Raw genomic sequence first — 13,699 nt, 5'->3', positions numbered from 1 at the left:
TAACACCGAAAGCCCCTCCATGCACCTGCTCGAAGCACTGATCCTGGGCATCGTCCAGGGACTCACCGAGTTCCTCCCGATCTCCTCCAGCGCCCACCTCCGTATCCTCGGAACCTTCCTTCCGTCAGGGGAGGACCCGGGCGCGGCCTTCACCGCCATCACCCAGATCGGCACCGAGGCGGCTGTCGTCGTGTTCTTCTGGCGCGATATCGTCCGCATCATCACGCAGTGGTTCCGATCCCTCGTCGGCAAGGCCCCGCGCAACGATCCGGATGCCCGCATGGGGTGGATGATCATCATCGGCAGCATCCCGATCGTCGTCCTGGGTCTGCTCTTCCAGGACCAGATCGAAACCGTCCTGCGGTCGATGTGGATCGTCGCGATCATGCTCATCGTTTTCGGAATCCTGCTCGGCGTCGCCGACCACGTCGGTGCGAAGCGTCGCAAGCTCAACGATCTGACCTACCCCCACGGCGTCGCCTTCGGATTCGCTCAGGCATTGGCGCTGATCCCCGGGGTCTCTCGCTCGGGTGGCACCATCACCATGGGGCTGTTCCTGGGCTACGAGCGCGCTGCTGCCGCTCGCTATGCGTTCCTCCTGGCGATTCCCGCGGTCTTCGGCAGCGGTTTCTACCAGGTCTTCAAGAGCTGGGACGAGCCGTCGTTCTTCTCGTTCGGGGACACTCTCGCAGCCACCGGCATCGCCTTCGTGGTCGCGCTAGGAGTGATCGCGTTCTTCATGAGCTGGATCTCGAAGCGCAGCTTCCTGCCGTTCGTGATCTACCGGATCCTGCTGGGCACGGTATTGCTCGTGCTGCTCGGGACCGGTGTGATCGCGGCCTGATCCGGCGTCAGCGCTTGCGGTCGCCCGGTCCGTCGTCGCGGCGACGGAGGTAGCGCTCGAAAGCCTGCGCGATCGCGTCACCGGAGGCTTCGGGGGAGTCCCAGGTGTCTCGGGTGCGCTCGAGCTGGCGGATGTACTCGGCCATGTCCTCGTCATCGGCCGCTGCCGCGTCGATCGAGGCCTCCCAGGCGGCGGCCTCGGTGCGGAGCGCCTGGCGGTCGACATCGACGCCCGTGAGCTCCTCCAGCCGATCGAGGAGAGCGAGCGTCACCTTCGGTGAAGGCGTCGCCGAGGCAACGTAGTGGGGAACGCTGGCCCAGAGGCTGGCCGTGGGGATTCCCGCGTTCTCGGCGAAGTGCTCGAACACGGTGAGGATCCCGACCGGTCCCTCATAGAGCGAGCGTTCGAGTCCATGCGCCTCACGGACCTGCTCGTTCTGACTGGACGCGAAGATCGAGATCGGCCGGGTATGCGGAACATCCGAGAGCATCGCACCGAGGGTGACGAATCCCGTGATGTCGTCGCGCAGAGCGACGTCGATGAACTCCGAGGCGAACGCCTGCCAGGTACGTGCCGGTTCGGCTCCCGTGAGCAGCCAGAATTCCGGGCCGGGCGCGGGGTTCCGTGGGCGCCAGAGTCCGGCTTCCGGCCAGGTGAGCTGGCGGCGGCCCTCGGCATCCATGCGAGTCGACGGTCGCGTGTACTGGTAGTCGAAGTAGAGCTCGGGGTCGACCGAGTGCACGAGGTCGTACTCCGTCGATGTGCGCAGTGCCTCTATCGCAGCGCTGGCGGCTTCACCCGCATCGTTCCAGCCGTCGAAGGCGGCGATGACGATGCGCGGACCGAGAACATCCATCGAGGGCTCCCTTCGAGTTCGCAGATGTGATCCTTCCAGGCTAGTCCGCGACGGCGGGATGCGGGTGGCACCCCGGCTAGCATGGGTTCGGTGAGCAGAAAGCCCAGCGCAGTCCTGTGGGACATGGACGGAACACTCGTCGACACCGAACCGTATTGGATGGCCGCCGAGACGGCGCTGGTCGAGTCCTTCGGCGGATCATGGAGCCACGAAGACGCATTGCGACTCGTCGGCAGCGGTCTGATCGACAGCGCCGTGATCCTGCAGAACGCGGGTGTGGCGATGGAAGCCGAGGCGATCGTCTCGCACCTGACCGACGTCGTGCAGCAGTCGCTTCGCACCCAGGGTGTCCCGTTCCGGCCTGGCGCGCGCGAACTGCTCCGTGATCTCCGGGACGCGGGCATCCCCACCGGTCTGGTCACCATGTCACTGCGCCGGATGGCACTGGACGTCGTGGAACTGATCGATTTCGAGGCGTTCGACATCGTCGTCGCCGGTGATGACGTGGAGAACCCGAAACCGCATCCGGAGCCGTATCTGCAGGGGGCGGCACTCCTGGACGTCGACATCGCCGAGGCCATCGTCATCGAAGACTCGCCCACCGGGGTGCGAGCGGGACTTGCCTCGGGCGCAGTGACGCTGGCGGTGCCGCACATCGTGCCGCTGGACGGGCTCGGAGCGCACGATCTGTGGGCGACACTCGCCGGACGTGGCGCCGACGATCTCACCGACCTGTTCGACAGCCACAGCGCCGCGACGGGAGCGATCCGATGACCGATATCGCCGCGCCGCGGCCGAGCGGCCCGTTCCGCGCGGGCGATCGCGTCCAGCTCACGGGACCCAAGGGACGCCTGCACACCGTGACGCTCCGCGAGGACGGCGAGCTCCACACGCATCAGGGTGTTCTGCGCCACCGTGACCTGATCGGGCTTCCGGACGGTTCCGTCGTGGCGAACAGCTCCGGGCACGACTATCTGGCACTCCGGCCTCTGCTGCGTGACTTCGCGATGTCGATGCCGCGCGGCGCGGCGATCGTGTACCCGAAGGACGCCGCCCAGATCGTCATGCAAGCGGACATCTTCCCTGGGGCGACCGTGGTCGAAGCAGGTGTCGGTTCCGGTGCCCTGTCGCTGTCGCTGCTGCGCGCGGTGGGTCCGGCAGGGAAACTGATCTCGTTCGAGCGTCGCGAGGACTTCGCCGATGTCGCGCAAGCGAACGTCGAGACCTTCTTCGGTGAGAACCCGGACACCTGGCGTGTCGTCGTGGGAGACCTCGTCGAAGCCCTGCCGATTGAGGTGCCGGCGGCATCCGTCGACCGCGTCGTCCTCGACATGCTCGCGCCGTGGGAGTGCATGGACGCCGTCGCCGACGCGCTCACGCCGGGTGGAGTGGTCCTCTGCTACGTGGCGACGGCGACGCAGCTCTCGCGAGTCGCGGAGTACATCAGGGGCACCGGGCTCTTCACCGACCCGGACGCGTCGGAGACGATGGTCCGCGGATGGCACGTCGAGGGACTCGCGGTGCGCCCCGATCACCGGATGGTCGCCCACACCGGTTTCCTCCTCACCGCGCGCCGACTCGCCCCGGGAGCGATCGCTCCGTCGGTCAAGCGCCGTGCGTCCAAGAGCAGCTACGGCGACGAGGACGTGGAGGCCTGGACACCCGGAGCCGTCGGCGACCGTGAGATCAGCGACAAGAATCTGCGCAAACGCGCGCGGGAGGCGGAGAAGGCGGCAGAGGGGGCACGCCTGGCGGCCGCTTCGCGCGATTCCTCGCACCCGACGGAATAGACTGGAGCGCGTGCGTAAAACGTCCGCCGTTCTGGCCTCCCTCAGCCTTGCCGTCCTCGCCCTGACCGGCTGCACCGTCGCGTCGCCCGACAGCGGTGCCACCTGTGATCGTGGCACCGACGACAAGGTCTTGAACATCGCCGACGTGAGCGGCGACCTCGGCTCGGTTCCCGACGTCGATGTCTTCGGCCCGGTCAAGACGGACGAGACCTCGTTCGCCGACGTCACCGTCGGGGACGGTCTGGCACTCGGATCGGACTTCCAGCCCGTGGTGCTCGATATCGCCTTTTTCGGCGGAGACAGCGGCAAGGCTCTGTACAAGTCCGAGTTCAACGGCGACCCGAGCCGCGTGCACAGCATCGATTACTGGGCTCAGCGTTCCGCGGGCCTTGCAGACGTGCTGGAGTGCGCCACCGGTGGCAGCCGTGTCCTCGCCGTCCTGACTCCGGAGGACTTCGGGGCCCAGAACGTCCAGGCGTTCGGACTCGACGAAGGGGAGAACATCGTCGCGGTCATCGATGTGCTCGATGTCATGCCGTCGAAGGCGTCCGGTGCGTTGCAGTTCAATGACGCGCGCGGCCTTCCCAGCGTCGTGCGGGCTCCCGACGGCACACCCGGCATCATCGTCCCCGACGTTCCGGCGCCGACCGAGATCGTCACGCAGACGCTGATCAAGGGCGATGGCCCGAAGGTCGAGGAGGGTGACATCGTGGTCTCCAATGTCATGGGCGTCGACTGGGATGAGAAGACCGTGACCACGTCCTCGTGGGGTAAGGACGCGAGCGTGAGCGTCGCCGCCGAGCAGATGGTGGGTGCCACCGTCGGTTCGCAGCTCCTCGTCGTGTTCCCCGCAACAGAGAGCGCTCCCGCCACCGCGATCGTCGTCGACATCCTGGGCGCAGTGGCGGCGCCGACGCAGTGATGGCCGCCCGTATCCCCGCGGAGGAGCGCCTGACGAATCTCGTCGTGGCGCTGATGGCCACGGAGATCGGGCTGACGAAGCAGCAGATCCTCGACAACGTCTCCGGCTACCGCCAACGAGCGGAAGCGGGCACGCGTTCCGACGCGCTCGAGAAGATGTTCGAACGCGACAAGGACGAGTTGCGGACGCTCGGCGTACCGATCGAGACGATCGGTGACGCCGCTGATCCGAACGATCTCCGCGAGGCCCGCTACCGTATTCCGCAGGCAGAATACGACCTTCCGAGTGACATCGTGTTCTCTCCGGCGGAACTGGCAGTGCTGCGTCTCGCCGGCAGCGTCTGGAGCGCGGAGTCCGTTTCCGGGGATGCACAGTCCGGCGTGCGCAAGATCCGCGCTCTCGGGATCGACGGTGACGAGCCGATCATCGGCTTCGCCCCACGCATCACGGCGCGTGACGCGGCGTTCGCTCCTCTCCAGGATGCGATCGAGCGCTGTCGGGTCGTTACGTTCGACTACCTGAAGCCCGGCGAGGAGGCGCCGCGGCGACGACGCATTCGTCCGCTCGCCCTCGTCGACTACGAGGCTCGGTGGCATGTGTTCGGGATCGATGTCGATGTCGATGAGGACCGGACGTTCCTTCTGGGCCGGATCGTCGGAGACGTCAAGGTGAGTTCGACGGGCTTCGACGCGTCCCTGCGCGACGGTGCGGGGGAGAGGGCTCTCGCCGGGCTCGAACGCGTCGCGTCGGAGAACTCGGCATTGCTCGAGGTCACGCCCGGCACCGAAGCCGCGCTCCGCCTCGGACGACGCGCGGTTCCGGCGACGCAGGGGATCCATGTTCCCTTCGTCGATCTGCACATCCTCGCGGACGAGCTCGCGTCCTACGGCCCAGAGGTCCGCGTGGTCGAGCCCGCCCCGCTCCGCGATGCGGTGATCTCCCGGCTCCAAGCAGTCGTCGATGCGCATGCTGATGCGGAGGACGCAGGATGAATCCGAAGCCCAAGCCGCTTCTCGCCGCCGAACGGGTCCGGCTCTATCTGACGCTCGTCCCCTATCTCCTCGAACACGGCCAGGTCTCGCTCGCGGAAGCGGCGGAGGAGTTCGGCGTCACGCCGCAGGAGATGCGCGGGATGGTGGAGAAGCTCACCGTCATCGGGCTTCCCGGGGAGTCCGGGTACTGGCAGCAGCCGCAGGAGATGTTCGACATCAACTGGGACCTGCTCGATCTCGAGGACGTCATCGAGATCACGAACGACGTCGCGCTGCGGCGAGTGCCTCGGTTCACCGCTCGTGAAGCCGCGGCCCTGCTCGCAGGCCTCCAGATGGTCGCGGCCGTGCCCGCGGTGTCGGATTCCGGACTCGTCGCGGGTCTCATCTCGAAGTTGTCCCGTGGCGCCGCCGATGCGCCCGCAGATGTCGTCGTCGCGCCGAGCGCGGTCGACGAGGTCCGCGAAGCGGTCGCGCGTGGTCTTCACGACGGTGTCGCGATCTCCTTCACCTACCAGGCCCCTGACGCCGCCCCGACCACACGCACGGTCGACCCGATGCAGATCCTGATCACCAACGGGCAGTGGTACCTGCAGGGGTGGTGCCACCTGCGTCAGGCGATGCGCACGTTCCATCTCGATCGTGTGAGCGCGCCCCAGCTGACGCAGATCCCGATCACCCACGGCGGGGATCACGTACCTGAGGCGTTCGCCGGTCTCGACGACGAGCGCGAGGTCACGGTTCGCGTGCCGGAACGCCTCGCCCCGCTGCTGGCCGGATTCGTCCCCACGGGGGAGCTCGAGGTGGTAGACGGTTTCGTGGCCACGCAACTGCACCTCGCCGACCCGCGCGGGATCAAGCGGCTCGCGGCGCGCTTCGGCGGGGCGATGGAGGTCATCGATCCCGGTGTCGCACGCACGGCCACCAGGGAGTGGGCCGCCTCGGGACTCGCGCTGTATCACCAGCCCGATGCGAAGAATTGATCTGTAGACTGAATCGAACGCTCACCGACGACGGGAATCCTGACATGTTCGCTGGAATGCAAGGCTGGCACCTGCTTATCGTGCTCGCCGTGATCCTCCTTCTGTTCGGTGCCGCCAAGCTGCCGGCGCTCGCGAAGAGCATGGGCCAGTCCGCTCGCGTGTTCAAGGGCGAGATGAAGGCGATGAAGGAAGAAGACGCGACCCGCGCAGATTCGACCGTCGCCGACCCCACCTCGGCCAAGGACTCGGGCGCTGACCCTGAGACTCCGCCTCGCGCCTGACCGGCCGTGGCAGCCATCGAACCGTCCGTGATGCCGAAGGCGGATCGGGATCGACGGATGTCGCTCGGCGCGCATCTCGTCGAACTGCGCAAGCGTCTGATGTACGCGGCGCTGGCACTCGTGGTCGGGATGGTCATCGCGTTCATCGTGGCGGACCCCGTGATCCACTTCATCACGGAACCGATCCGTATCATCACGGAGAAGCGCGGCGATAATTTCAGCGCGTTGAACTTCGGTACGGTCACGTCCGCGTTCGACATGCGCATGCGTATCGCCTTTTCCATCGGTCTGTTCATCTCGGCGCCTGTGTGGCTCTGGCAGATCTGGGCGTTCATCATGCCCGGACTGACCCGCAAGGAGATCAAGTACACCGTCGGGTTCGTCGTCGCGGCGGTTCCGCTGTTCTTCGCCGGCTGCTATCTCGGCGTGATGATCATGCCGCACGTGATCGAGCTCATGTGGAGCTTCACCCCGGACGGCGCAACCAACTTCTACTACGCGCAGGAGTACTACGACTTCGTCTTCAAGCTGATGATCGTGATCGGCGTCTCCTTCGTGCTCCCCGTGTTCCTGGTGGCGCTGAATCTGTCCGGGGTCATGTCGGGCCGGGCCATCCTGAAGGGATGGCGTGTGGCCATCCTCATCGCGACCGTGTTCGCGGCCCTGGCGACGCCGGCAGCCGACGTGGTCAGCATGCTGATGCTCGCCGGAATCCTGATCGTCCTGTTCTTCGCCGCCGCCGGACTGTCCCTCATCTTCGATCGGCGAAAGCGGAAGCGTGACGATGCGTCAGGGCTCCTGCCGGACGCGGTATGAGTTCACCTTCCGAGAAGTACGCCCGGGCGCGCCAGGCGGCCGAGCACCCGGAGTCGTCCGCGTTCGCCGCGTTGCAGAAGTTCCAGCTGGATCCCTTCCAGGTGGCGGGGTGCCACGCGCTGGAGAACGGACGCAGCGTGCTCGTCGCCGCACCGACCGGAGCAGGAAAGACGATCGTCGGCGAATTCGCGATTCACCTCGCGATGCAGACGCCGACCGACAAGGCGTTCTACACGACACCCATGAAGGCCTTGTCGAATCAGAAGTTCCGGGAGCTGGTCGACGTCTACGGCGCCGATCAGGTGGGACTGCTCACCGGCGACACCAACATCAACGGCAATGCGCGCATCGTGGTGATGACGACCGAAGTCCTGCGCAACATGATCTACGCCGACTCCACGGCGCTCCGGGATCTCCGTTACGTGATCATGGACGAGGTCCACTACCTCGCTGACCGTTTCCGCGGCGCCGTCTGGGAAGAGGTCATCATCCACCTGCCTGCGCAGGTGCGGCTGGTCTCCCTGAGTGCCACGGTCTCGAACGCCGAGGAGTTCGGGGACTGGCTCGACACGGTGCGCGGCGACACCGAGGTGATCGTCTCCGAGATCAGGCCGGTGCCGTTGGAGCAGCACGTGCTCGTGCGGGACGACCTGCTTCCCCTGTTCGATGACCGCGCCGGCCTCGCCACGGCCCAGGTCAACCAGGAGTTGATGCGCATCCGCTCATCGACCGCGTCGACGTATGACAACAACCGACAGGCGCAGGCGTATCGGAGCAATCGGCATGCGGGCCGACAGGCGCAGCGCCCTTCCCGAGGAGGCCGCCGTCCCGTCCGTGCCGCGAATGCGCGCCGGATCGAACGGATGGATCGTCCGGATGTCGTGCGCCTTCTGGAGCGCTCGAACCTCCTCCCGGCGATCTTCTTCATCTTCAGTCGCGTGGGGTGCGACGCGGCCGTGCAGCAGGTGCGTCGCTCCGGCGTCCGTCTGACGTCGACGGAGGAGAGAGCTGAGATCCGGGCCATCGTCGAGGACCGCACCCGCACCCTCCAGGACGAAGACCTCGACGTCCTGGGCTACTGGGAGTGGCTGGACAACCTCGAACGCGGTGTCGCCTCTCATCACGCCGGTCTTCTACCCGCCTTCAAGGAGGTCGTGGAAGAGCTGTATCAGCGCAAGCTCGTCAAGGTGGTGTTCGCGACCGAGACCCTGGCTCTCGGCATCAATATGCCGGCTCGTACGGTCGTGCTCGAGAAGATGGAGAAATTCAACGGCGAGGCACGCGTCGCGATCACGTCGGGGGAGTACACACAGCTCACCGGTCGCGCCGGACGCCGTGGCATCGACGTCGAGGGCCACGCCGTCGTGCAGTGGACCGAGGGGATGGATCCCCAGGCCGTCGCTGCCCTCGCGTCCCGACGCACATACCCCCTGAACTCGAGCTTCCGTCCGACGTACAACATGGCCGTGAATCTGATCGACATGTTCGGCAAACCCCGAGCGCGGCAGATCCTCGAGTCGTCCTTCGCGCAGTTCCAGGCGGATCGTGCCGTCGTCGGCCTCGCTCGGCAGGTGCGCGAAGCCGAGGAGTCGCTCGCCGGTTATCAGAGCGCGATGGCTTGTGAACACGGGAGCTTCCCGGAGTACGCCGCGATCCGCCGCGAACTGAGCGATCTCGAGAAGAAGAACCGCCAGGACTCCCAGGCGCCGCGAGCGTCACGGGACAAGCGGATGAAGCGCATCCAGACCCTGCGTACGCAGATGCAGCGCCACCCGTGCCACCGTTGTCCCGACCGCGAGGCTCATGCCCGCTGGGCGGAGCGCTATTGGAAGCTCAAGCGCCAGACAGACCGGATCCGGCGCCAGATCGAGACACGCACCGGAACGGTCGCGCGGGTGTTCGACCGCGTCGTCGAGGTCTTGGAGACACTCGACTACGTGACGCATGATGGCGCGGACACGACGCTGACGGATGCCGGACGCACGATGCGCCGTATCTACGGCGAGCGGGATCTGCTGGTGGCCGAGTCCCTGAGACAGGGTCTCTGGGCGGGCTTGGATGCTCCTTCGCTGGCAGCCATGGCCTGCTGCCTCGTGTACGAACCGCGACGCGATGAAGCCAATTCGGGGGAGCGCGGCCTGCCGCGTGGCGCATTCCGCACCGCCTACGAGAAGACCACCACGCTCTGGGCTGAGTTGGATGACCTGGAACAGGACCACCATCTTCCCGGCAGCGAGCCGCTCGCCGCCGGTCTGGCGGGCGCCATGCACGCCTGGGCGCGCGGGGGAGCGTTGGACCGGGTCCTGATCGACGCCGACATGGCAGCGGGAGACTTCGTGCGCTGGGCCAAGCAGACCATCGATCTGCTGGATCAGCTCTCGATCGTCGCGGAGGATGCCGCGCTGGCGCGTACCGCGCGGAGCGCTCTCGACGGAGTCCGCCGCGGCATCGTGGCCTACTCGTCGATGTGAGGGTGGACACGATGCCCGAACGCCCCGCTCCGCAGCGCGCCCTTCTCCCGCTCTGGGCGGCCGTCCTCACCGCGGGCGTCGCCGCCGTCCTCATGGACCTGGCGTATCCGGAGGCAGCCGTCTGGGTTCTCGCTTTCCCCGCTGTGGGGCTTCTGCTCGTCGCGCTGATCGGCCGTCGCTTCGGGGGCGCCCTGCTCGTCGGACTCGTGTACGGAATTCTCTTCTTCGCGCTCATGGTGTCGTGGACGTCGCGCTACCTCGGTCCGATCCCCTGGGGTGCGCTCAGCGTCGTCGAAGGCGGACTCACCGCGTTCGCCCTCATTCCGATCGCTCTGGCCTACCGGTGGCTGCCTCGTGCCTTCCCCGGCGCCGCAGGGCGCCTCCTGGGGCTTCCGGCTGTGGTGGCCGCTCTCTGGGTCGGCAGGGAGCTCTTCGTCGGCTCCTGGCCCTACGGCGGCTTCCCATGGGCCCGGCTCGGCATGAGCCAGGCCGAGAGCCCGCTCGCCCCCGTGTCCTCCTGGCTCGGGGTCAGCGGACTCAGCTTCCTGATGGTGCTGCTGGTCGCGATGCTGGTGGAGGTGGTGCGGCTGCGCCTGTGGCGGTGGCCCCTCCGATTGTCGGCACCGGCCGTGGTCATCCTCGTGCTGCTGTTCACCCCGCTCTTCCCGACCTCGCCCTCGGGCTCGATGCGGATCGCGGCGGTGCAGGGGAACGGCCCGACGGGATACTTCGATGAGCGCGAAGCGTTCTCCGTGATCCAGGCGCAGACGGACGCCACCGCACCTCTGTACGGAGAAGACGTCGACCTGCTCGTGTGGCCGGAAGGGTCCTTGGACGCCGATCCGTTCCAGAACGACGCGATCGCCCGGCGGATGACGCTCGTCTCGAACCGCATCGATGCGCCTCTGCTCGCCAACGCGGCGACGGGGCGTGACGACGTCTACTTCAACACGTCGATGCTCTGGACGGCCGACGGCACGGCTACGCAGCTGCACGACAAGAGACATCCGGTCCCGTTCGGCGAGTACGTTCCGGATCGTCCCTTCTTCAACGCGCTGGCGCCCGATCTGATCGGTTTGATCCAACGGGAGTACACGCCGGGATCCAACCCGCCGGTCGTCGACGTGGACGGCGTCACGATCGGCCTGGCCATCTGCTTCGACGTCATCTATGACGACGTCATTTGGGAAGGCCTGAACGACGGTGCCGAGGTCCTGGTGTTCCAGACCAACAACGCGGACTTCCGCGGCACCGACGAGAACCTCCAGCAGCTCGCGTTCGCACGGATGCGAGCGATCGAGACCGGTCGCAGTGTCGTGAACGTGTCGACGGTCGGCACCAGCCAGGTCATCCGCGCGGACGGTTCGACCGTCACGAGCCTCGACGCAGGAGAGGCCGGTGCGATGCTCGACGATGTCGAACTTCGTACCGGCCTCACAGCGGGTGTGCTCCTGGGCCCCGTGATCCAGCAGCTGCTGCTCTGGGGCGGTGTCGGCGCGCTCCTCTTCGGGTGGTGGCGCGCCAGGGGGCGTTAAGCCCCGATCTTCTCCCGCGTCGGGTCTTCTCCTGCACCGCGACGGGCGCGGATGAAGGCGAGGCGCTCTTCCAGGAGCTCCTCGAGCTCCGCTCGCGTGCGGCGCTCCATCAGCATGTCCCAGTGGGTGCGTGCGGCCTTCTCATCGCTTGCTTCGAGCGTCACGGCCTCGCCGTCGACGTTCAGACGGGCTTCCGCGCCGCACGCACGGCACTCCCACGTCTGGGGCGGCTCGGCGTCCGCTGCGAACATCAGGTTCGTGACGTGTCCGCACGTGTCACAGGTGTAGGTCGTTTCGCGGCGCTCCATGAAAACGACGCCCTCTTCGCTCTGTAGGCTCTGGGCGCCGAGCCGGATGCCGCGCAGGCTGCGATCTGCCATTTTGTGGTCCTCTCGTCGCTGTCAGGTATAACGCTCCAGCCTGTGCGCTTCATCCACGCGGGCGACTTCGCGGCGGAATTCACAGCCGAATCCCAGCGCCGGAGGTTATGGGGCGCGTCGGCGACTACTTCGCAGAGAGCGTGGCCAGTGCGACGTCGGCATGGTCGGACACGATGCCGTCCACTCCGGCCGTAACAAGTCGGAGCATGTCGACGGGGTCGTTCACGGTCCAGACGTGGATCTCGACGCCGCGGCGGCGGGCGGTGCGGAGCAGGGCCGGGGTGAGTACGGTCAGCTTCCCGTGGCGCTCCGGGATCTGAAGCGCATCGATGTCTTCGAGCACACGACCGGGGGAGAGGTGCAGTGCGGAGAGTGCTCGGAGAGCGGCGATGGTGCGGCTCCCCCCGGAGGTGGCCGGTCGGAGCGCGGCGCCCGCCTTCAGCACGGACGCGACCGTGCCACGGCGATTCGAGTCAGAGAAGCTCGTCACCAGCACGCGGTGAGTGTGGTCGGCGAGGATCGGCCCGAGTGGCTCGACAGCGGCGGACGTCTTCACGTCGACGTTGAAACGGACCTCGGGGAACGAATCGAGCGCCTCCGAGACGGTGAGCAACCCGCCATGGTCGGCGAACATCTCGCGCAGTTCGCGCGTGCGAACGTCGCGTACGGCTCGCTTGTCGCCCAGGAGGCGATCGAGTGTCGAATCGTGGAACAGCACGACGTCACCGTCAGCGGTCACCTGGCAGTCGGTCTCGACGTACTCGGCGCCGGCGGCATGGGCGGCGGCGATGGCTGCGGCCGAGTTCTCCCAGACGCCCGAGTCCTCGCCGGCCGCGGTGATCAGACCGCGGTGGGCGAGGACTCGGGGATGCCGTGCCTTCGAGAAGTACGGGTGCGTCACGCGCCCGGCAGTGTGTTGGTCGGGCCCTGGCCCGGCTTCGGCGTGAATGCGCTGCCGATGCCCTTGAGCGCCTCGGTGAGTTCGCTCGGGATGATCCACAGCTTGTTGGACTGGCCTTCGCTGATCTTCGGCAGCATCTGCAGGTACTGGTAGGCGAGCAGCTTGTCGTCCGGCGCACCCTGATGAATGGCGCTGAAGACGTTCTGGATCGCTTCGGCTTCACCCTGGGCACGGAGAACCGCAGCCTGCTTGTCGCCCTCTGCCCGGAGGATCTCGGCTTGACGGGAGCCCTCCGCTTCGAGGATCGCCGACTGCTTGGTGCCCTCGGCGGTGAGGATCGCCGCGCGACGGTCACGCTCGGCGCGCATCTGCTTCTCCATGGAGTCCTGGATCGAGATGGGCGGGTCGATCGCTTTCAGCTCGACGCGTCCGACACGGATGCCCCACTTGCCCGTCGCCTCGTCCAGCACGACGCGCAGCTGGCCGTTGATGTTGTCGCGACTGGTGAGTGCCTCTTCGAGGTTGAGCCCACCCACGACGTTACGCAGGGTAGTGGTGGTCAGCTGCTCGACGGCACCGAGGTAGTTCGCGATCTCGTAGGTGGCGGCGCGGGCATCCGTGACCTGGAAGTACACGACGGTGTCGATCGAGACGACGAGGTTGTCCTCGGTGATCACCGGTTGCGGCGGGAACGAGACGACCTGCTCGCGCATGTCGATGAGCGGACGAAGACGGTCGATGAAGGGGACCAGGATGTTCAGACCTGGAGTGAGGGTCTTGTGGTAGCGCCCGAGGCGCTCGACCACGCCGGCAGTCGCCTGCGGAATGATGCGGATGGCCCGTGCGACGGTGACCACCACGAAGATGATCACGGCGATGGCGAGGATCCATCCGATCGCTGCGGGGATGAACGATGCGTCGTCCACGGGAA

General features: G+C 66.7%; 14 protein-coding genes. 10 read left to right on the top strand and 4 right to left on the bottom strand.

Features of this window, described 5'->3' with window-relative positions; genetic code table 11:
* Window positions 1–19: 19 nt before the first annotated feature.
* Entirely contained in the window at window positions 20–844 is an 825-nt protein-coding gene (locus tag LVJ59_RS02350) for an undecaprenyl-diphosphate phosphatase (protein ID WP_232761863.1), read from the top strand.
* A gap of 7 nt (window positions 845–851) precedes the next feature.
* Here the strand turns inward: LVJ59_RS02350 and LVJ59_RS02345 are convergent, their stop codons facing one another.
* Window positions 852–1,700, bottom strand: coding sequence for a PAC2 family protein (locus LVJ59_RS02345; RefSeq protein WP_047519614.1), 849 nt, complete (start codon window positions 1,698–1,700; stop codon window positions 852–854).
* A gap of 90 nt (window positions 1,701–1,790) precedes the next feature.
* On the opposite strand from LVJ59_RS02345, the gene LVJ59_RS02340 reads away from it, so the two are divergent.
* Genes LVJ59_RS02340 through lnt form a run of 9 tightly spaced genes read left to right on the top strand, consistent with a single transcriptional unit; the run spans window position 1,791 to window position 11,487 of the window.
* A complete protein-coding gene (locus LVJ59_RS02340) occupies window positions 1,791–2,474 on the top strand; it encodes an HAD family phosphatase (protein WP_256536394.1) in 684 nt (227 codons plus the stop codon).
* Window positions 2,471–3,490, top strand: coding sequence for a tRNA (adenine-N1)-methyltransferase (locus LVJ59_RS02335; protein ID WP_232761862.1), 1,020 nt, complete (start codon window positions 2,471–2,473; stop codon window positions 3,488–3,490). Before LVJ59_RS02340 ends, LVJ59_RS02335 begins: the two co-directional genes overlap by 4 nt.
* Before the next feature lie 10 nt (window positions 3,491–3,500).
* Window positions 3,501–4,412: a hypothetical protein gene (locus LVJ59_RS02330; RefSeq protein ID WP_232761861.1), complete on the top strand. Its 912-nt coding sequence runs from the start codon at window positions 3,501–3,503 to the stop codon at window positions 4,410–4,412.
* Window positions 4,412–5,404: a YafY family protein gene (locus LVJ59_RS02325; protein ID WP_232761860.1), complete on the top strand. Its 993-nt coding sequence runs from the start codon at window positions 4,412–4,414 to the stop codon at window positions 5,402–5,404. The genes LVJ59_RS02330 and LVJ59_RS02325 overlap by 1 nt, the downstream gene beginning before the upstream one ends.
* On the top strand, window positions 5,401–6,384 hold the full coding sequence (locus tag LVJ59_RS02320; RefSeq protein ID WP_131491014.1) for a YafY family protein: 984 nt from the start codon (window positions 5,401–5,403) through the stop codon (window positions 6,382–6,384). Before LVJ59_RS02325 ends, LVJ59_RS02320 begins: the two co-directional genes overlap by 4 nt.
* A gap of 44 nt (window positions 6,385–6,428) precedes the next feature.
* Entirely contained in the window at window positions 6,429–6,665 is a 237-nt protein-coding gene (tatA, locus tag LVJ59_RS02315) for a twin-arginine translocase TatA/TatE family subunit (RefSeq protein ID WP_047519604.1), read from the top strand.
* Window positions 6,666–6,722: 57 nt separating this feature from the next.
* Window positions 6,723–7,481, top strand: coding sequence for a twin-arginine translocase subunit TatC (gene tatC, locus LVJ59_RS02310; protein ID WP_131491103.1), 759 nt, complete (start codon window positions 6,723–6,725; stop codon window positions 7,479–7,481).
* Window positions 7,478–9,952: an RNA helicase gene (locus tag LVJ59_RS02305; protein WP_153244114.1), complete on the top strand. Its 2,475-nt coding sequence runs from the start codon at window positions 7,478–7,480 to the stop codon at window positions 9,950–9,952. The genes tatC and LVJ59_RS02305 overlap by 4 nt, the downstream gene beginning before the upstream one ends.
* 11 nt (window positions 9,953–9,963) lie before the next feature.
* The gene (lnt, locus tag LVJ59_RS02300; RefSeq protein ID WP_232761859.1) at window positions 9,964–11,487 is read left to right on the top strand and encodes an apolipoprotein N-acyltransferase; all 1,524 of its coding nucleotides are present in this window, start codon (window positions 9,964–9,966) and stop codon (window positions 11,485–11,487) included.
* On the opposite strand, the gene LVJ59_RS02295 is transcribed toward lnt, so the two are convergent.
* From LVJ59_RS02295 to LVJ59_RS02285, 3 genes are all read right to left on the bottom strand, one after another.
* Window positions 11,484–11,867 carry an RNA polymerase-binding protein RbpA gene (locus LVJ59_RS02295; RefSeq protein WP_047519600.1) on the bottom strand — a complete coding sequence of 128 codons (384 nt, stop codon included), beginning with the start codon at window positions 11,865–11,867 and terminating at the stop codon, window positions 11,484–11,486. The two genes, lnt and LVJ59_RS02295, sit on opposite strands and share 4 nt — an antisense overlap.
* Window positions 11,868–11,991: 124 nt before the next feature.
* A complete protein-coding gene (locus LVJ59_RS02290; protein WP_232761858.1) occupies window positions 11,992–12,768 on the bottom strand; it encodes a glycerophosphodiester phosphodiesterase family protein in 777 nt (258 codons plus the stop codon).
* Entirely contained in the window at window positions 12,765–13,694 is a 930-nt protein-coding gene (locus tag LVJ59_RS02285; protein ID WP_052193254.1) for an SPFH domain-containing protein, read from the bottom strand. The genes LVJ59_RS02290 and LVJ59_RS02285 overlap by 4 nt, the downstream gene beginning before the upstream one ends.
* Between the last annotated feature and the right edge of the window lie 5 nt (window positions 13,695–13,699).

It is taken from the genome of Microbacterium sp. KKR3/1 (assembly GCF_021272365.1).
Lineage (GTDB): Bacteria > Actinomycetota > Actinomycetes > Actinomycetales > Microbacteriaceae > Microbacterium > Microbacterium aurugineum.
This window is presented reverse-complemented; position numbering and strand designations above follow the sequence as displayed.